Source organism: Burkholderia arboris (genome assembly GCF_902499125.1).
Lineage (GTDB): Bacteria > Pseudomonadota > Gammaproteobacteria > Burkholderiales > Burkholderiaceae > Burkholderia > Burkholderia arboris.
In genome coordinates this window covers 263,426-282,976 of sequence record NZ_CABVPX010000004.1, presented here as the reverse complement: position 1 = coordinate 282,976, position 19,551 = coordinate 263,426, and the positions used below count along the sequence as shown (strand labels likewise).

The following is a 19,551-nucleotide window of genomic DNA, read 5'->3' as shown; positions in this document are numbered from 1 at the left end:
GAACCATGACCCAGATGGCCCTCGTCATCGACCTGAACGTGTGCGTCGGCTGCCATGCCTGCGTGACGAGCTGCAAGGAATGGAACACGTCGGGCGAAGCCGGCAGTCTCGCCGATATGCGTCCGTACGACGACGATCCGTCCGGCACGTTCTTCAATCGCGTGCAGACGTACGAAGCCGGCGTGTTTCCGATGACCGACACGATCCACTTCCCGAAGTCGTGCCTGCACTGCGAGGACCCGCCGTGCGTGCCCGTCTGCCCGACCGGCGCGAGCTACAAGCGCAAGTCGGACGGGATCGTGCTGGTCGATTACGACAAGTGCATCGGCTGCAAGTACTGCGCATGGGCGTGCCCGTACGGCGCACGCGAGCTCGACGAAGGCCGCAAGGAGATGACGAAGTGCACGCTGTGCGCGGACCGCATCGACAACGACGCGCTGCCGGAACGCGACCGCAAGCCGGCCTGCGTGCTCGCGTGCCCGACGTCGGCGCGGCTGTTCGGCGACGTGCACGATCCCGAATCGGACGTGTCGCGCGCGATCCGCGAACGCGGCGGCTATGCGCTGATGCCCGAATGGGGCACGCGGCCGTCGAACCATTACCTGCCGCGCGTGAAGACCGAAGCGTCGTGCGGTTGCGGGAGCAGCGGCGGATGCGGCAGCGCGTCGGACGGACGCAACGAGGACGATTCGTTCGAGGCACGTGCATCGCGCGGCGACATCGATCTCGTGTCGCTGGCGACGCCGCGCTGAGCGCGACGCATTTCATTCAGAACCATACGGAGTTCCCATGCGCCCAGCCTTTTCGGTCGTTTTTCTCACCACGCTGTGCGGCGCCGCACAGGGCCTGCTGCTGACGCTCGTGATCGTCGAGGCGCTGGCGCGGCTGGCCGGCCTCGACGTGGCCGCCGCGTTCTATGTGACCGGCGCCGCGCTGTCGGTCGTGCTCGGCGTGCTTGGCCTGTTCGCGTCGTTCTTCCATCTCGGCCACCCCGAACGTGCCTGGCGTGCGATCGCGATGTGGCGCACGTCGTGGCTGTCGCGCGAATGCATCGCGCTGCCGGTGTTTCTCGCATGCGCGTTCGCGTATGGCGCCGCGCACCTGTTCGGCTGGCCCGGCACGCTGTTGATCGGCGCGGCGGGCGCGCTCGCGAGCGTCGCGTTGTTCGTCTGCACCGCGATGATTTATGCGTGCCTGCGCTTCCTGCAGGAATGGGCGAGCCCGCTGACGCTGGTGAACTTCGTGCTGCTTGGCTGCGCATCGGGGTGCACGCTCGCGACGGCCTGCGCGGCATGGCTCGTGCCGGCGCTGGTCGGCCGGCTCGCGGTGGCCGCCTGCGTGCTGACGCTCGCGGGCTGCGTCGCACGGCTCGCGTCGCTCGCGCGCAATGCACGGCTGCGGCCGAAGTCGACCGTGCAGAGCGCGACGGGGATCCGCAGCGAAAAGGTCGAGCAGAAGTCGCGCGGCTTCACGGCCAGCGCATTCAACACGAAGGAATTCTTTCACGGGCAGGGTAACGGCACGCTGCGCGCGGTGAAGGCCGGTTTCCTGATCGGTGCGTTCGCGGTGCCGTTCGTGCTGACGGGGGCCGGCGCACTCGCGCCGACACCAGTCGCGGCGGCCGTCGCGCTCGGCGCGGCGTTCGTGATCCAGTATGCGGGGCTGGTCGCGGAACGCTGGTTCTTCTTCGCGGATGCGCGGCATCCGCAGAACATCTACTACCAGCGCGCGTCATGACGCTGGAAGCGAGCGGTCGCGCCGTACTAGAAGGTGTCCGCGAGCGCGCGGGCCGCTTCCTGCAGGCGCGGCACGTGGTCGAGCAGCCGCGACAGCGGCGCGCGCGACACTGGCGCATGGACGGCGACCGCGGCGATGCACGCGCCGTCGTCGCCGAGGATCGGCGCCGCGATGCAGACGATACCCGCGACGAATTCCTCGTTGTCGATCGCGACGCCCTTGTGCGCGGTGCGGTCGAGTTCGGCTTCGAGCAGCTCGGGGTCGGAGATCGTGTTCGGCGTGTGGCGCGGCAGCGCCATCGCACGCACCAGCGCGGCGCGTTCGTCGCGCGGCAGCAGCGCGAGCAGCAGCTTGCCGCTCGCGCTGCAATAAGCGGGCACGCGCGAGCCCGGTTTCAGGTCGAGCCGCAGCGGCCAGTCGGCCTCGACGCGGTCGAGATAAACGACTTCGGTGTCGTGCAGCGCGGTCAGGTTGCAGGTTTCGCCGAGATCGGCGACGAGCCGTTCGAGGATCGCGTGGCGCAGCCGGCGCGCACCCGCATGCAGCATCACGCCGGTGCCGAGTCGCGCGAGGCGCGGCCCGATCGCATACGCGTTCTTGCGGCCCGGCTCGCGGATCACGAGGCCGCCGGCTTCGAGCGACGCGAGCATCCGGTGCAGCGATGCCTTCGGGATATCGACGTCGCGCGCGAGATCGGCGAGCGACACGGCGTCGCCGGCCTGGACGAGATGTTCGAGCAGCGCGAAGGCGCGCAGCGTGGGCGTATCCGCGGGCAGCATGTCGGGCGTTCCGGAAACTGGACTGCGGCCATTGTACCGAACGGCCCGGCAGGCCGGCCGCGCGGGGCGGCGGGCACGGCAACCCGGCACGCATTTTCGGCAACGGAACGAATCGTTCCGTAAACAGGATCGACGCAGGCGCGATCGACGCCTGCGCAACACGCAACGACAGGAGCGCAACGCAATGGATGGGGTGACGAACAAGCCGGACTGCATGGTGTCGGTCCGCGAACGGTTCGGTTTCGACTCGGACCTGATGGTGCCCGCATTCAGCGCGCGCGACGACCACGTGCCCGATGTCGACGATGCGTACCGCTTCAACCCGGACGTGACGCTCGCGATCCTCGCGGGCTTCGCGCGCAACCGCCGCGTGCTCGTGCAGGGGATGCACGGCACCGGCAAGTCCACGCATATCGAGCAGGTTGCCGCGCGGCTGAACTGGCCGTGCGTGCGCGTGAACCTCGACGGCCACATCAGCCGGCTCGACCTGGTCGGCAAGGACGCGATCGTCGTGCGCGACGACGTGCAGGTGACCGAATTCCAGGAGGGGATCGTGCCGTGGGCGCTGCAGCGGCCGGTCGCGCTGATCTTCGACGAATACGACGCGGGGCGGCCCGACGTGATGTTCGTGATCCAGCGGGTCCTGGAGCGCGACGGCAAGTTCACGCTGCTCGACCAGAACCGCGTGATCCATCCGCACCCGTCGTTCCGGCTGTTCGCGACCGCGAACACGGTCGGGCTCGGCAATCTGAACGGGCTCTATCACGGCACGCAGATGCTCAACCATGCGCAGATGGACCGCTGGAACGTGGTCGCGACGCTCGACTACCTGCCGCGCGACGAGGAGATCGGCATCGTGCGCGCCCGCGTGCCGGAACTCGCGGACGAAGCCGGCCGCCCGCTGCTCGAATCGATGGTGAGCCTCGCGGAGTTGACGCGCAACGGCTTCGCGACCGGCGACCTGTCGACGCTGATGTCGCCGCGCACGGTGATCAACTGGGCCGAGAACTGCCAGATTTTCCGCGATCCGGCGCTCGCGTTCCGGCTCACGTTCCTGAACAAGTGCGACGACGCCGAGCGGCCGGTCGTCGCCGAGTATTACCAGCGCTGCTTCGGCGAGGAACTGGCGGTCGCGTCGCGTGCCGGCGGCGGCGAGCCGGGGGCGGGGCGGTGAGCGCCGGTCGCGATGCGGCGCGGCGTGCCTCCGCGCGCGAAGCGCTCGGCGCGTCGACCGTGCGTGCGCTGACGCGCGATGCGGCGCTGCATTACCGCGCGGGCCGCGTGTGCCGCGACCTGCGGCCGTTGCCGATCCATGCGCCGCACCTGCGCGCGCAGGCCGCCGACGACGATCTCGCGTCGTGGCGCGGCGCGGCCGATGGCGCCGCGTTGCGCATCCTGCATTCCGATGCCGATTTGCATCGCGCGTTCTCCGGCGGCGATCCCGTCGAACGCGTGCTGTTCGAGATGCTCGAGCAACTGCGCTGCGAATCGCTTGCACCACCCGCGATGCGCGGCGTCGTGCAGAACCTGCGCCATCGCTTCGAAACCTGGTCGCGTGCGTTTCACCGGTCGGGACAGGCCGATACGCATGTCGGGATGCTGGTCTACACGGTCGCGCAGATCGCGTGGTCGCGGCTGACGGGCTGGCCGGTGCTCGAGGAAACGGAAGACCTGATCGAAGCGTCGCGCGCGGCGATCGTGCCCGAGATCGGCGTGCAGCTCGCGGGGCTGCGCCGGTGCCGGCACGATCAGCGTGAATTCGCGGAACATGCGCTGGCGCTCGCGCGGCGCATTGCGTCGATGATCCGGGACGCGCGTGCGGCCGTCGTCGATCCGGAGACCGAAGACGCACGCGAGCAGGACGATGCGCTTACGAATTTCTCGTTGTGGGTCGATTTCGACGACACGGGCATCGACTTGCCGGCATTGGTGGAGACGGGCGACAGCGTCGTGCTGCACGGCGGCGGCGCCGTCTATCGCGCGTACACGACGCGCTACGACCGCGAGTTGCGGCCGGCCGCGCAGATCCGCGCGGCGTTGCTGCGCGAGTACCGCGAGCGGCTCGATGCGCAGGTCGCCGCGCAGCGGATCAACGTCACCCGGCTCGCCCGCGTGCTGCGTGCGGCGCTCGTCGTGCCGCAGGCCGACGGCTGGTCGTTCGGCGAGGAGCATGGCCGCCTCGATGGCCGCCGGCTCGCGCAGCTCGTCAGCTCGCCGGCCGAACGGCGGCTGTTCCGGCTCGAACGCGTGCGGCCGCATGCGGACTGCGCAGTTGCGTTCCTGATCGACTGTTCGGGCTCGATGAAGACGTGGATCGACGGCGTCGCGCTGATGGTCGACACGCTGGCCCGCGCGGGCGACGCCGCGGGGCTCGCGACCGAAGTGCTGGGCTTCACGACGCTCGCGTGGAACGGTGGCCGCGCGCGGCAGGCGTGGCTCGCGTGCGGCAAGCCGCGCCATCCGGGCCGGCTCAACGAAACCGGCCACCTGGTGTTCAAGGATGCCGACACGCGCTGGCGGCATGCGCGCACCGGCATTGCGGCGCTGTTCAAGGCCGACCTGTTCCGAGAAGGCATCGACGGCGAAGCGGTCGAATGGGCGTGCGCGCGGCTCGCGGCGCGGCCGGAGGCCAGAAAGATCCTCGTCGTGATCTCGGACGGCAGTCCGATGGACGGCGCGACGGCGCTCGCGAACGATCCGTTCTATCTCGACAACCATCTGAAACAGGTGGTTGCGCGACAGGAGGTGGCCGGCCAGGTCGAAGTGCTCGGGCTCGGCGTCGGGCTCGATCTCGGCCCGTACTACCGGCACCGGCTCGCGATCGATCTCGTGTCGGCGCCCGACATGAAGCGGCTCGTCGAAATCGCGCGCTGGATCGGTGCGCGGCGGTGAAAGAGGCGGGGAATCAGCCGCGATGCAGCAGCGGCGGCAGCGACGTCGCGATCAGCCCGACACCGATCGCCATCAGCACGCCGAATGCGAGCCGTCGCAGCGCGACCGGCGACAGCGGCGGCGGGTAGTGGCGACCGGCGATCGTCGTCAGCATCACGACCGGCGTCGCGAATGCGGCCAGCAGCCAGATATCGCGATCGAGCTGGCCTTCGCATGCGCTGTACAGCACGCGCGTGGCCGAGGTCGTCGTGAACAGCACGATCAGCGCGCAGCGGATCTGCACGAGCGTCAGCGGCTGCCGGTAAAACTGGAAGATGAGCGGCGGGCCCGACACGCCGAACATCCCGCTCAGCAGTCCGCCGAACAGGCCGCTGACGAAGAAGCTGCGGTTGTCCGAGCGCTCCGTCAACGGCGTCGGGCGCAGCGCCGCGCTCAGGCCGCCGTACAGCACGACCGCGCCGAGGATCAGCTGCAGCAGGTCGGCCGCCGAGCGGCTCAGGCATTCGAGCAGCACCACGCCGGCGACGACCGACGGCAGGATGCCGAGCGTCGCGGCGCCGACCGCACGCCAGTCGATGTGATGCAGCCGGCCGGGTAGCGCGGTCGCGCCGTTCGCGAGCGACACGACGCTCATCAGCGTCGCGACGGTGGCGAGCGGCGCGAGCCCGAAGCCGCTCGTCGCGCCCATCACGATCATCCCGAGCCCGAACCCCGTGACGGTCTGGAAATAGCTGCCGGCGCCGATCACCGCGATCAGGATCGCCAGTTTGTCTGCCGTCATGCGTGTGCCGCCTCGCCGGCCGCGGCTCGCTGCGCGGCCGCGTGCGCCTGCACGGTGGTCGCCGCGATCACGTGATAGACGTCGTCGGCGCTGCAGCCGCGCGACAGGTCGTTCGCGGGCCGGCGCAACCCTTGCAGCAGCGGGCCGACGGCCTTTGCGCGGCCGATCCGCTCGGCAAGCTTGTAGCCGATGTTGCCGGCTTCGAGGCTCGGGAATACGAGCACGTTCGCATGGCCGCCGACCTGCGAATGCGCGATCTTGCGTTCGGCGATCTCCGCGACGATCGCCGCGTCGAGCTGCACGTCGCCGTCGATCGCGAGCGCGGGGCGCAGTTCGCGCACGCGCGCCGTCGCGGCCGTCACCTTGTCGACCGCCGCATGGTGCGCGCTGCCGCTCGTCGAGAACGACAGCATCGCGACGCGCGGTGCCTCGCCGAGCAGCGCGTGCGCGCTGTCGGCAGCGGCCATCGCGATTTCGGCGAGCTGGCTGGCGTCCGGATCGACGACGAGCGCGCAGTCGGAGAAGATCAGCCCGCCCTTGATCGTGTGGAACGGCTCGCACAGCATCATCAGGAAGAAGCTCGACACGATCCGGAACGCCGGATCGACGCCGATCAGCTGGATCGCCGCGCGCACGACGTCGGCCGTCGCATGCACGGCGCCCGCAACCGAGCCGTCCGCGTCGCCGAGCCGGACCATCAGGTTCGCGTGGCAGAGCGGGTCGAGCACCGCGTCGCGTGCGGCGTCGGCCGTCATGCCCTTGTCTTTGCGCAGCGCATGGAGGGCATCGGCATACGCGTCGCGGTGCGCGGCGGCGGCCGGATCGACGAGCGTCGTGCCGTCGAGATCGATCGCGTCGCGCGCGGCCGCCGCATGGATGGCGGCACGGTCGCCGACGAGCACGATGCGGGCGATGCCGTCGCGCGTCGCGCGCGCGGCGGCGTGCAGCACGCGCGGATCGTCGGCTTCGCACAGCGCGATGCGCATCGGCTGACGGCGCGCGGATTCGAGAATGCGGTCGAGGGCTTTCATCGGGAATTCGAAGTAAAAAAGGCCGGATGCGGCGGCCCGCACGGGGCACGGCGTCCGGCCGGGTGCCGGCCGTGCGGGAAGGGCACGGCCGGCAGCGCTTGCGTCAGCGACGCGGCATCACACGTAGTCCTTGTACTTGTCGAGCATGCGCACCGGCTTCGACAGCGCATCGCGGCGGAACGGATCGCCGAGTTCGCGCGTGCACATGATCTCGATGATCGTCGTCTTGCCTTCGTTCATCTGCATGTCGATCGCGCGCTTGAGCGCCGGGCCGACATCCTCGAGACGATCGACCGTGATCCCTTCGGCGCCCATCGCCCGCGCGATCGCCGCGAAGCTCTGGTTGTCGAGTTCGCCGGCGACGAAGCGGCGGTTGTAGAAGTCGACCTGGTTCTTCTTCTCCGCGCCCCATTGACGGTTGTGGAACACGACGGCCGTCACCGGGATGTTGTGGCGCACGCAGGTCATCGTTTCCATCAGGCTCATGCCCCACGCACCGTCACCCGCATACGACACGGCCGGGCGGTGCGGCGCGGCGACCTTCGCGCCGATGATCGTCGGGAACGCGTAGCCGCAGTTGCCCCAGCTCATCGCCGCGAAGAAGCTGCGCGGCTTGTTGAAGCGCAGGTAGCTGTTCGCGACCGAGTTGATGTTGCCGATGTCGGTCGACACCATCACGTCCTCGGGCATCGCCTTTTCCAGCTCGCGCAGCACCTGGCGCGGATGCAGGTAGCGGCCGCCGTTGAAGGTCTTTTCGTTCTTCTGCTCGTCGATCATGTCGAGGCTGTACGCGTCGCGTTCGTGCGTCCAGTCGTCGAGTTCCTTTTCCCACGCGGCCTTTTCGGTCGCGATCTGGTCGGCGCGGTCGCCGCGCGAGCCGTCGCTCGCGAGGGTGCGGCCTTCGAGGCGCTGCGTGAGCGCGACGGCGGCCGCCTTCGCGTCGCCGCAGATGCCGACCGAGATCTTCTTCACGAGGCCGAGCATCTTGTGGTCGGCGTCGATCTGGATGATCTTCGCGTCCTTCGGCCAGTAGTCCATCCCGTGCTGCGGAAGCGTTCCGAACGGCCCGAGGCGCGAGCCGAGCGCGATCACGACGTCCGCGCGCGACAGCAGCTTCATCGCGGCCTTCGAGCCCTGGTAGCCGAGCGGGCCGCACCACAGCGGGTGGTTCGCCGGGAACGAATCGTTGTGCAGGTAGCTGTTGACGACCGGTGCGCCGAGCCGTTCGGCGAGCGCCTTGCATTCCTCGATCGCGTCGGCCATCACGACACCGCCGCCCGAGATGATCACCGGGAACTTCGCCTGCGCGATCAGCTCGGCCGCGTCGTCGAGGCTCTGCTCGCCGCCGGCGCCGCGATCGAGGCGGCGCGGTTGCGGAATCTCGACCTTGACCTTGCCGTAGAAGTAGTCGCGCGGGATATTCAGCTGCGTCGGGCCCATCTCGGCCTGCGCGCGGTCGAAGCAGCGCGCGGTGAACTCGGCCATCCGCGCCGGGTGCGTGACGTGGCCCTGGTACTTCGTGAATTCCTGGAACATCGGCAACTGGTTCGCTTCCTGGAAGCCGCCGAGGCCGATGCCCATCGTGCCGGCTTCCGGCGTGACGATCACGACCGGGCTGTGCGCCCAGTAAGCCGCTGCGATCGCCGTCACGCAATTGCTGATGCCGGGGCCGTTCTGGCCGATCACGACGCCGTGGCGGCCCGACACGCGCGCATAGCCGTCGGCCATGTGGCCCGCGCCCTGTTCGTGCACGACCGGGATCAGGCGGATGCCGGCCGGTGCGAAGATATCCATCGCATCCATGAACGCGGAGCCCATGATGCCGAACATGTCGGTCACGCCGTTGGCCGCGAGGGTCTCGACGAAGGCTTCGGACGGCGTCATGTCCTGCGGGCCGCTGGTCGATGCACGCAGGGAAGTGGATTGTTCGCTCATGGGTTGTCTCCGATTGTTCAATTAACGGAACGTCTTGTTCCAGATGCTATTTGCTTGGGAAAGCCGGTCAAGCCATTCCACCTGCTGCCGGGGAATGTGGAATGAAATGAAATGATTCGTTTCAAAATGCGCGCGGGGCATGGTGGCCCGGGTGGCGCGCTCAGGCCGGTTGCTTCGGCCGTTCCTTGCGGAAAGCGCGCTTGACGGCGATCAGTCCGTCGCGGAATTCGAACAGGTCGCAGCCTTCGGCCTCGATGCGCCAGCCTTCGGCGTGCGTGCCCGTGAACACCCACTCGGAGACGCCGCGTTCGCCGGCGACGGTGTGGCGGCCGTGACCCCAGTGCGCGTCGGGGAAGGTCTTGAACACGGCCTCGAACGCGGCGCGTACCGCATCGCGGCCGACGAAGCGCGTACCGTGAATGTCGGGGCCACCGGCCGCGTCGAATACGCAGTCCTCGGTCATGAAGCCCATCAACGCATTGGCGTCGTGCCGGTTGAATGCGTCGGAAAATGCCGCGAGCGTGGCGGCCGTGACGGGGCCGGTGAGCGTGTCTGCCATAACGTGTCTCCTGTCGAATGGTGGGCGGTGCGCAAGGCGCGGGCGCGCATGCGGCACGCGGTATCGACACGTTAGTGAGCGCTCGTTTTTGGCGGTAGCGCCAGTCGGGAGGTTTCGCTTGGGCCAGGGGGAAAGCCGGGCCGGTGCGCCGGTCTGCCGGTGCCCCGTGGGTTCCCGACGGCGGGTTCGTTGACGCGCATCGATGGAAATCATCGACGCGGAGCGATGAGCAAGAAGAGCTGCCGCCGGGGCATGTCGCGAAACCGTTGCCGTTGCGCGATGACGTCACGGCGGCCGGGGATCGCGTGACAGCAGCGCCGGCCGGCGAGGGGATACATCGGGAGGCCCGATGTATCCCCGTCGGTCATGCGGGCGTCAGGATGCCGTCATGCCGATGCCGAACACGTGCATCTTGCCGGCGCTCACCTGGCGCGGCAGCACGATGCTCGTCACCACCTTGCCGGGCGGCACGGGAATCTTCTGCGCGAAGATGTAGGTCTTGACGTTGTCCTGCTGGCCGCTGCCCGAGTTGCGGTAAGCCATCGTGACGGCGACCGCCGCGCTGGCGTGTGCGCTGCCGCCGTTCAGGGTCCAGTCGTCGAAGGTCAGCGTGACGGCCTGACTCGAACCGTCCGCGAAATTCAGCTGCGCGATGCCGCTGCTCGGGCCATTGTTGGACGAGCCGAGCACCACCACGGCGGTGCCGGCCGGTCCCGGCGGCAGCATCACGGTCTGGCCGACGGTCACGGTATTGTCGAGCGAGAGCGGCCCGCCGGCCACCGCCACGCTGGCGCCGGCCACCACGAACGGCTTGCCGGGCTGCACGCCTGCTGCTGCCAGCGCATTCAGCGAGTAGCTGAACAGGCTGCCGTCGAAGTCCGCGCCCTGGCCGTCGGGATTGGTCGCGCCGTCCGCGCTGAAGCCACGATTGTTGTAGCTGTCGACCGCGTTGATCGCCACCGGCACGCCGAACGACGGCGGTTGCTTCCGGCTGCCCCATTGCGACGGCGCGCTGCCCATCGCGAAGTGCAGCGTCGCGCCGTTCGCGATGTCGTCGTAGGCGACCCACGGTACATCGTGGGTGCGACCGTTGATCGACAGCGACTGCACATAATTGGACGCGGGCGCGCCCTTGGCGCGAATCCGCCACGTGCGGCCGTTGCCGAGCCGTACGTCGATCTGCGGGAACTGCGGACTGCCGATCGCCAGGCCCGCCACGCCGGGGATCTGCGGGTACAGGCCCAGCGCGCCCCAGACATACCAGCCCGACACGGCGCCGAGATCGTCGTTGCCCGGCAGGCCGTCGGGGCCGGTGCCGAACGCGCTGCCCAGGATCTGCTGCACCACGCGCTGCGTACCCGACGGCTGCGCGGCCCAGTTGTAGAGCCAGGGCACCTCGAAGGTCGGCTCGTTGCCCATGTAGAAGTTGGGCAGGCTCAGGCCGGCATTGAGCACCGTGAAGAACTGGTCGAGCCGCGACGTCACCGCCGCATTGCCGCCGAGCTGTGCGAACAGGCCGGCGCCGTCGTACGGCACCATCCACGTGTACTGTTCGGCATTGCCTTCCACATAGTTGTCGCCGCTGCCCGGCGTCTCGGGCATCCACGCGCCGTTCGACTGGCGCGCCGCGATCAGCGGCGGCGTCAGCGCGGTGTCGAGCAGGTTCTGCCAGTAGGCCGAGCGGCCCAGCAGCATGCGCTGCGTGGCGGTATCGCCGAGTGCTCCCGCGAAGCGCGAGATCGCGAAATCGCTGCCCGTGTATTCGAGCGTGGACGAAGCCTGCCCCCACTCGCCGCCGGTGATGTAGCCGGTCTGCAGGTAGCTCGCGCGACCGCCGTTGGTGGTCACGTTGTTGCACGCCGTGCCGGGGAGGTTCGCCATCTTCACCATGTGCTGCAGGGCGGACCGCGTATCGAAGCGCCGCGCGCCGAACGCATAGGCATTCGAGACGATCAGCGAACCGGCGTCGCCGGGCATCACGCCGTCCTCGACGTTGTCGTTGACCCAGTGCGGAATCGCGCCGCATTGATCCGCGTCGTTGATCAGCGACTGGATCATGTCGCTGGTTTCGGACGGGTTGAGGATCGATTTCAGCTGGATCAGCGAGCGGTAGATGTCCCAGCCCGAGAACGACGAATACTGCGCGTGCTGGCCTTGGGCGACCTGATGCACGGTGTTGTCGAAGCCGATGTACTGGCCGTTCACGTCGCTGAAGGTACTGGGCGCCCACAGCGCGTGATAGAGCGCCGTATAGAATTTCTTCTTCGCGTCGAGCGTGCCGCCCGCCACGCGGATGCCGTTGAGGCGGTCGTTCCAGATGCGGTCGGCCTGTGCGCGTACGCCCGCGAAGTCCCAGCCGCGATTTTCCGCGTCGAGGTTGGCTTTCGCGTTGGCGACGCTGACGTAGGAGAGGCCGATCTTCATCCTGACCGTCTGGCCGGAGCGGAAGCCGAGCTGCGCCACGCCGTGCGAGATCGCGGCCGACGTGAAGGCCTGGTCGAAGGCGGCGTAGAAGTAGACGGGGACCGGCACCGAGTTGCCGCAGAAGCCGCCGCCGACCGTGCTGCCCGAGATCGCACTGCCGGAAACCTGCGTAATGGCGCCGGTGGTCGACGTCTTGGTGTTGGTGCGGGTCGCGTCGAGCACCAGCAGCGCGGGTTTGCCGGCCGGGTACGCGAACTGGCCGAAGCCGGTGCGCAGGGTGGCGGTCAGCTCGACCTTGATCTGCGAGTCGAGCAGCACGGAATAGTAGCCCGGTCTGGCCGTTTCATTCGCATGACTGAAGGTTGGCGCAAGCTGCGCCGGGTCGGTGGTCGGCATGACCGGGAATTCGCCGTTGTTGCCGCTGCAACCGGCACCCGGCATGTGCGTCAGGCTGAAACCCTGGATCGAGTGGATGTCGTAGTAGTAGCCGGCGGGCGAGTTCGGCTCCTGGCTGCTGTTCGGCGCCGGCGTGGTGTTGGTGTCGGGCGCCCACTGCACCATGCCCGACGGCAGGCCGGCGGCCGGTTCGACACTGCCGGCCTGTCCCGCCGGCACCGGGTTCGGTGAATTGCTCGCGAGCGTGCCGATCAGCGGATCGACGTACTGCGTCAACGACAGGCTGCGGTTGTCGTCGAGATTCGTCGTGTCGGCCGCATCGGCCGAGGATTCCGCCGGATGGGCGGCCAGTATCGACGCCGCTGTTCCGTCGCTGCCGTCACCGCCACCGCATCCGCTCAACGCGCACGCCGCGGCCAGCAACGCCGCAAGCGTCGTGAATCGATTCATGATCGCCCCCTCCAGTCGGAGATGCATCTTTTGCCTTGACGATCCCGACGATCGAATCCCGGGATCGCTGTGGGTTGTTGCTGTCTGGTTGCGTCGTAACACTAGGATTCGTATGAATTCGTTGTCAATCCGAATAACGGGTTTGTAATGTTTTTATTAGATTTACTAAACGAATGGAAACGATGAACGGGTAGTGGCGCGGTATCGGCGAGCGAAACGGATTCGGAGCGCGAGCGGCGAACGCGGTGTCGTGCGACGAGGCGGGTGGCAATGTGCCGATCGAGTCGAGGCGTGTTGCGTGCGCGCGTGAGGGCGGCCGGTACTTGAAAGGCAGCCCGCGGGCGCGACACCGCGAGTTGCACTTCAGGGCAGCGCGATCGGTCGTTGCGACGGGCATCCGCGCGCGTCGCAGGGGAGCGACGCGCGCGGCACGGATGACATGCTTCCAGTGCAACGAAAGTCGGGATCGTTGCCGGATGCGTGATGCTGATCGATGAGAGAGGGACGTCGCGCGATCCGCTGCGCGATACCTGTCCGCATCCGGTCAGGCGTCCGGCTTTTGCGACCGCATGCATTCCGCCAGCGCCCGCACGCCGGGTTCGATCCGCTCGAGCGGAATCGCGGAGAAGCCCATCCGGAAGCAGCGTCGCGCGTCGCCCGCGTCGTCCATGAAGAACACGTTCCCCGGCTCGATGAGGATGCCGGCTTCCTGCGCGTCGGTCGCGAGACGCGTGGCGTCGAGCCACGGCGGCCCCTCGACCCAGCACGAAGCCCCCCCCGTCACGCGCACATGGCGCGCTTCCGGCACATGCGCATCGAGCGCGGCCATCAGCGCCTGCGAGCGTTCGCTGTACGCATGGGCCAGCCGGCGCAGCAGCGCGTCGTGATGGCCGAGCGCGAGGAAGGTCGCGAACGCGCGCTGGATGTACGCGACCGGATGGCGCACCATCAGCCGCCGCAGCGCGCGCAGTTCGCGGATCAGCTCGCGCGGCCCGACCACGTAGCCGAGCCGCAGGCCCGGCGCGAACGTCTTCGACAGGCTGCCGACGTAGATCACGCGGTCGGCCGTATCGAGGCTCTTCAGCGCCGGATGCGGCGTGCCGGAGAACGTGTTCTCGCTCTCGTAGTCGTCCTCGATGATCACGAAATCATGCTGCTGCGCGCAATCGAGCAGCGCGCGGCGGCGCTCGACCGGCATCGTCGCGGTGGTCGGGCACTGGTGGCTCGGCGTCACGTACACGTAGTCGCAGCGCGACAGCGTGTCGCCGAGCGTGTCGGGCGCGATCCCGTGGCCGTCGACGGGCAGCGGCAGCAGCCGCGCATTGCGGTTCTCGAAGATGTTGCGCGCGTCGGGATAGCCGGGGTTTTCGAAGCCGACCGTCGTGTGCTTGCCGCACAGCAGGTCCGCGATCAGGTACAGCGCCTGCTGGCAGCCGTTCGTGACGACGATCTCGTCGGGCATCGCGAACACGCCGCGCCGCGGTAGCACGCGCGTGCGGATCTGCTGGATCAGCGATTCGTCGTCGCGCTCGATCAGGTCGGGCGCCCAGTTGCGGATCTCCATCACCGACAACGCCTTCAGGCAGCACTCGCGCCAGTCGTTGGTCGGGAACAGCGACTGGTCGAACTGCCCGTAGATGAACGGAAACTCATAGTGCTGCCAGTTCGCGGGCTTCACGATGTTGCGCTGCCTCGACGGCGGATGCGCGATGCGCTTCTCCCATGCGGGGCGGCCTGGCGTGTCGTCGTTGCCGGCAACCTGCGCATCGGGCTTGGCAGTCGCGAAGCCCGGTACGCCCTCGAGCATCTTCGGGTTCACGAAGTGCCCGCTGCGTTCGCGCGAGATCAGGTAGCCCTCTTCGACGAGCATCTGGTACGCGAGCACGACGGTGTTGCGCGCGACGCCGAGCTGGTCGGCAAGTTCGCGGCTCGACGGCAGTGCGGCATCGGGCGCGAGCTGGCCGTCGAGGATCGCGGCCACCAGCATGCGCCGGATCTGGTCCTGCAGGCTCGACGCCGACGACCGCCGGAACTGCTGGGCCCATAGGGCGGTCGGGGTACGACTCGGCATGCTTCCTCCTGTGATCGGTACGGGAAACGCGAGGCGGTGCGCGCGGTGGGGCGCAGGCCCGCGAGGGGCGCGGTGTCGCGAGAATACGCGTGTCGCGCCGCGGATGTGGACTCAATGAAATGTGCCGACTGGCACTACTGCGTGCCGACGTGGCAAGACGATACTCAACTCGTCGCGCCCGGACGATCCGGATAACTCCCCGGTACGGGGGCGCAGGGAGGCGTGCGCGTGTCGCGTTCGCCGGCATCGACATCCGGAGGGCGCCATGCACGTCGTCGTGTTCAGGGATCGCTGCGCGCGCGTGATCCGCATCGTGTTCGACGACGCGCGAGCGACAGCGGTCGCGTATCGCGACGACGAGGCGATCGGCGAACTCGGTATCGACGACGGCGGTGGTGCCGCGCGATCGCCGTCGCTCACGCGGCTGTACGTCGAACCGGCCTACCGGCGCAGCGGCATCGCGCACACGCTGCTGGCGTGCGTGTCGCGCGAATTCGGGCGGCCGATTCGCATCGACGCCCGCGCGCGTGAATGGCCCGATACGCCGGCATGGGCGACGCTGTGCCGCTGCCTCGAATACGAAGGGCTGGTGGTGGTTCGCTAGCCCGCGCGGCAATCACTGCATTAACCGAAAGCGTGGCCACGATCACGCGCCCCCAAGACGGAGACGACATGAGCACGGTCCTGAAACCGATTCCCGCATTCGACGTGCGGCACGAAGCGTTGCGCATCGACGGGCAGCGCGTGTGGCGCGACGCAGTCATCGACGTGCGCAACCCGTACGACGGCACGCTGGTCGGCACCGTGCCGAAGGCGACGCTGGACGACGTGCGCCGCGCGTTTGCGGTTGCGCGTGCGTACCAGCCGACGCTTACGCGCCACGACCGCGCGGCGATCCTGCGCCGTGCGGCCGACATCGTGCGCTCGCGCACGGCGGAGATCGCGGCGCTGATCACGGCCGAGGCCGGCTTGTGCATCAAGGATTCGACATACGAAGCGGGCCGCGTGGCCGACGTGCTGACGTTCGGCGCCGGTGAAGTGCTGAAGGACGACGGGCAGATCTTTTCGTGCGATCTGACGCCGCACGGCAAGAAACGCCGCGTGTACACGCAGCGCGATCCGCTGCTCGGCGTGATTTCGGCGATCACGCCGTTCAACCACCCGATGAACCAGGTCGCGCACAAGATCGTGCCGTCGGTCGCGACCAACAACCGGATCGTCGTGAAGCCGTCGGAGAAGGTGCCGCTGTCGTGTTACCTCTTTGCCGACATCCTGTATGAGGCCGGATTGCCGCCGCAGATGCTGCAGGTGATCACCGGCGACCCGAGGGAGATCGCCGACGAGCTGATCACGAACCCGGCGATCGATCTCATCACGTTCACCGGCGGCGTGTCGATCGGCAAGTCGATCGCATCGCGGATGGGCTACCGGCGCGCGGTGCTCGAACTCGGCGGCAACGATCCGATCATCGTGATGGAAGACGCCGATCTCGACGAGGCGAGCACGCTCGCGGTGTCGGGCTCGTACAAGAATTCGGGGCAGCGTTGCACGGCGATCAAGCGGATGCTCGTGCACGAGTCGGTGGCCGATCGCTTCACCGAGTTGGTCGTTGAAAAAACGCGTGCGTGGTCGTACGGCAATCCATCCGATCCGTCGGTCGACATGGGCACTGTGATCGACGAGGCGGCCGCGAAGTTCTGCGAGCAGCAGGTGAATGACGCGATTTCACGCGGGGCGAGGCTGCTGGTCGGCAACGTGCGCGACGGCGCGCTGTATTCGCCGACGGTGATCGACCGTGTGACGCCCGACATGCCGCTCGTGAAGTACGAGACGTTCGGCCCGGTGTCGCCGATCATGCGCTTTCGCGACATCGACGAAGCGATCCGGATGTCGAACAGCACCGACTACGCGCTGTCGTCGTCGGTGTGCACGAACCGCTTCGACCACATCACGCGCTTCATCACCGAGCTGGAAGTCGGCAGCGTGAACGTGCGCGAAGTGCCCGGCTACCGGCTCGAAGTGACGCCGTTCGGCGGCGTGAAGGATTCGGGGCTGGGATACAAGGAGGGCGTGCAGGAAGCGATGAAGAGCTTCACGAACGTGAAGACGTATTCGCTGCCGTGGTGAGCGAGGCGGGGAAGGGCGCATCGCCCCCTCCCGCCGCCATCGGCGTTACTGATAGAAGTTGAGCGTGACCATCGCCGAACGGCCCGGCGCCCACGTTGCGTAGATCGGGTACGCGCTTGCGTAATATTTCTTGTCGAACAGGTTCTGCACGTTCAGCTGCACGTCCATCGTCTTGTTCACGCGCCACGTCGCGGCCGCGTCGAAACGGGCATAGCCGGGCGTCCACTTCCTGGTCGTCGCCGACACGGACGCATAGGTCTGGCTCATCACCGTCGCGCCCGCGCCGAGCGTGAGCTTCGGCATCACGTCGTAGCTCGTCCACAGCGTGAAGTTGTGCTTCGGCACCATCACCATCGGCAGGCCCGAGGCGCCCGGGCTGCCGGGGCCTGCGTCGGTCGTGATCGCGTTCAGGTACGAGTAGCCGCCGAACACGTGCCACTTCGGCGTCAGGTTGCCCGCGAAGCCGAATTCGAAGCCGCGCACGCGCTGCTTGCCCGCGTTGACCGTATGACCGAGGCCGTCGCTCACGCGCGCGTTGGTCTTCTCGGTCTGGAACAGGGCCGACGTCAGCGACAGCTGGTCCTGCAGCACGTCCCACTTCGCGCCGATCTCGATGTTGCGCGAGCGCTCGGGCGCGAGGTCCTGGTTCGTCGCGGTGATCTGGTCGGTGCCGCCGCCGAGGCCGCCGTTCGAGCCCGGCGGGTTCGACGACGTGCCGTACGACGCGTACAGGCTCACGTTGGTCACCGGCTTGAACACGAGGCCGAACTGGTAGCTGAACAGGTTCGACGTATTCGACAGGTCGGCGACGCCGGCCTGCTTGCCGGTCGTGTCGTAACGATCGAAGCGCAGCCCCGTGTTGAACTGCCAGCGTTCGGACAGCTTGACCGTGTCGAAGAGGTACGCGGACACCGTATCGGTGCGCGTGTTCGTCGTCGCGCCGGGGAAGCCCTTGTCGCCGTTCAGCACGATGTTGCCGGTCCACGGCATGTTCGGGTTCCAGCCGCCGGCGAGCGGCGTGCAGTTGCCGGCCACCGAGCACGGGCCGCCCGAGCGGATGTTGTTGCCGGCCGAATCCGACACGAGATAGCCCTCGTAGCGCGCCTGTTCGTGGCTGAACTCGACGCCGGCCGTCATCGTGTGCTTCATGCCGAACAGGCTCGCGCTGCCGGTGACTTCGGTCTGGTTCGAGAAGCCGTTGAGCGCGTACTTGCCGCTCTTTGCCTGCAGGCTCAGCATATTCGGGTTCGACGCGAGGATCTGCGGATTCGTCGCGACGTAATCGAGCGTCGAGCGGCCGAACATCGTCGTGTTCTTCAGCTTCCAGTCGTCGTTGATCTTGTGCTCGACGCGCACTTCGCCGGTGTCGGTCTGCCCGTAGCGGTAGTCGCGCGTGTTCAGCCCGAAGAACTGCCCGCGATCGGTCGGCACCGGCGTGCCGCCCGACGCGCGGAACGGCACGCTGAAGTCCGGCATGTCGTACGAGTTCATGTGGTAGTAGCTGACCGTGACCGTGGTCGGCGTGTTCAGCCCGAACACGATCGACGGCGCGACGCCCCAGCGCTTGTTGTACACGTCGTTGCGGCCGGCCTGGTTCGCGTCGTGCCCCATCACGTTCAGGCGCACGGCCGTCGTGTCGTTGATCTTGCGGTTCGCGTCCACCGTCGCGCGCTTGTAACCGTCGGTGCCGAAGCCGATGCTGCTGTTGATGAAATCGTCGTTCTTCGGCGTCTTCGTGACGATGTCGATGCTGCCGCCCACCGAGCCGCGGCCCGCGTAGACCGAGTCGGGGCCCTTGATCACGCTGATCTGCTCGACCGCGAACGTCTCGCGGTTCTGCAGCCCGGAGTCGCGCATGCCGTCGACGAAGATCGAGTTGCGCGATTCGAAGCCGCGGATCACCGGACGGTCGGCCGACGGGTTCGCGGCCGCGTCGCCGCCGAGGAACGTGATGCCGGGCACCGAACGCAGCGCGTCCGCGAACGACGTGACGTTCTTTTCCTTGATCAGCTGCTCGGGAATCACCGTGACCGAGCGTGGCGTGTCGAGCAGCGGCGCGGTGAACTTGTACGACGGCGAACGCTTCACCTGCATGTCCGACAGCGCGGACGACTGGACCGCGATCGTCGGCAGCGTCGCCGGTACGTCGGCGGCCGGCGCGGGCTGGTCGGCGGCAGGGGCAGGAACGGCAGCGGGAGCGGTTGCGGCGGAAGCGAGCAGCGGCGTCAGGAAAACGGAGCAGGTCAGCGCCGACACGAGGGCGCGAGGCCTCGTCTTGAACTGGGCAGGCATATCGGGAAGCAGCGGAAGGTTCGGTGAACGGGCGCGTTTTCGCGATGCGGACAGCACAGTCCGCAGCATCGGAAAAC

14 protein-coding genes are annotated in these 19,551 nt (G+C 67.9%); 6 read left to right on the top strand and 8 right to left on the bottom strand.

Features of this window, described 5'->3' with window-relative positions; all coding sequences use genetic code 11:
- Positions 1-5: 5 nt before the first annotated feature.
- Both BLA15945_RS07325 and BLA15945_RS07320 read left to right on the top strand, forming a co-directional pair.
- Positions 6-752 carry a 4Fe-4S dicluster domain-containing protein gene (locus BLA15945_RS07325; protein ID WP_059237122.1) on the top strand — a complete coding sequence of 249 codons (747 nt, stop codon included), beginning with the start codon at positions 6-8 and terminating at the stop codon, positions 750-752.
- 37 nt (positions 753-789) lie between these two features.
- The gene (locus tag BLA15945_RS07320) at positions 790-1,737 is read left to right on the top strand and encodes a dimethyl sulfoxide reductase anchor subunit family protein (protein ID WP_174991913.1); all 948 of its coding nucleotides are present in this window, start codon (positions 790-792) and stop codon (positions 1,735-1,737) included.
- A gap of 26 nt (positions 1,738-1,763) precedes the next feature.
- Here the strand turns inward: BLA15945_RS07320 and BLA15945_RS07315 are convergent, their stop codons facing one another.
- A complete protein-coding gene (locus BLA15945_RS07315) occupies positions 1,764-2,516 on the bottom strand; it encodes an IclR family transcriptional regulator (protein ID WP_059237120.1) in 753 nt (250 codons plus the stop codon).
- 184 nt (positions 2,517-2,700) lie between these two features.
- On the opposite strand from BLA15945_RS07315, the gene BLA15945_RS07310 reads away from it, so the two are divergent.
- Positions 2,701-3,690, top strand: coding sequence for an AAA family ATPase (locus tag BLA15945_RS07310; protein ID WP_059237119.1), 990 nt, complete (start codon positions 2,701-2,703; stop codon positions 3,688-3,690).
- Positions 3,687-5,408, top strand: coding sequence for a cobaltochelatase CobT-related protein (locus BLA15945_RS07305; protein WP_174991912.1), 1,722 nt, complete (start codon positions 3,687-3,689; stop codon positions 5,406-5,408). The genes BLA15945_RS07310 and BLA15945_RS07305 overlap by 4 nt, the downstream gene beginning before the upstream one ends.
- Positions 5,409-5,421: 13 nt before the next feature.
- On the opposite strand, the gene BLA15945_RS07300 is transcribed toward BLA15945_RS07305, so the two are convergent.
- From BLA15945_RS07300 to pdxR, 6 genes are all read right to left on the bottom strand, one after another.
- Entirely contained in the window at positions 5,422-6,189 is a 768-nt protein-coding gene (locus tag BLA15945_RS07300) for a sulfite exporter TauE/SafE family protein (RefSeq protein WP_059237117.1), read from the bottom strand.
- Positions 6,186-7,220 carry a phosphate acetyltransferase gene (gene pta / locus BLA15945_RS07295; protein ID WP_174991911.1) on the bottom strand — a complete coding sequence of 345 codons (1,035 nt, stop codon included), beginning with the start codon at positions 7,218-7,220 and terminating at the stop codon, positions 6,186-6,188. The genes BLA15945_RS07300 and pta overlap by 4 nt, the downstream gene beginning before the upstream one ends.
- A gap of 117 nt (positions 7,221-7,337) precedes the next feature.
- Positions 7,338-9,155 carry a sulfoacetaldehyde acetyltransferase gene (gene xsc / locus BLA15945_RS07290; RefSeq protein ID WP_059237115.1) on the bottom strand — a complete coding sequence of 606 codons (1,818 nt, stop codon included), beginning with the start codon at positions 9,153-9,155 and terminating at the stop codon, positions 7,338-7,340.
- 160 nt (positions 9,156-9,315) lie between these two features.
- Entirely contained in the window at positions 9,316-9,714 is a 399-nt protein-coding gene (locus tag BLA15945_RS07285) for a nuclear transport factor 2 family protein (RefSeq protein ID WP_047850193.1), read from the bottom strand.
- A 375-nt stretch (positions 9,715-10,089) separates the two neighbouring features.
- Positions 10,090-12,984 (bottom strand): GH92 family glycosyl hydrolase, encoded by a 2,895-nt coding sequence (locus BLA15945_RS07280; protein ID WP_233464140.1) that lies wholly within the window; start codon positions 12,982-12,984, stop codon positions 10,090-10,092.
- A 544-nt stretch (positions 12,985-13,528) separates the two neighbouring features.
- On the bottom strand, positions 13,529-15,055 hold the full coding sequence (gene pdxR / locus BLA15945_RS07275; protein WP_174991909.1) for a MocR-like pyridoxine biosynthesis transcription factor PdxR: 1,527 nt from the start codon (positions 15,053-15,055) through the stop codon (positions 13,529-13,531).
- Positions 15,056-15,320: 265 nt separating this feature from the next.
- Here pdxR and BLA15945_RS07270 point away from each other — a divergent pair, with 265 nt between their 5' ends.
- Complete coding sequence (locus tag BLA15945_RS07270) at positions 15,321-15,659, top strand: GNAT family N-acetyltransferase (protein WP_174991908.1); 339 nt, start codon at positions 15,321-15,323, stop codon at positions 15,657-15,659.
- 68 nt (positions 15,660-15,727) lie between these two features.
- Positions 15,728-17,182 (top strand): phosphonoacetaldehyde dehydrogenase, encoded by a 1,455-nt coding sequence (phnY, locus tag BLA15945_RS07265; RefSeq protein ID WP_174991907.1) that lies wholly within the window; start codon positions 15,728-15,730, stop codon positions 17,180-17,182.
- A gap of 45 nt (positions 17,183-17,227) precedes the next feature.
- Here the strand turns inward: phnY and BLA15945_RS07260 are convergent, their stop codons facing one another.
- The gene (locus BLA15945_RS07260; protein ID WP_059237110.1) at positions 17,228-19,474 is read right to left on the bottom strand and encodes a TonB-dependent receptor; all 2,247 of its coding nucleotides are present in this window, start codon (positions 19,472-19,474) and stop codon (positions 17,228-17,230) included.
- Positions 19,475-19,551 lie beyond the last annotated feature (77 nt).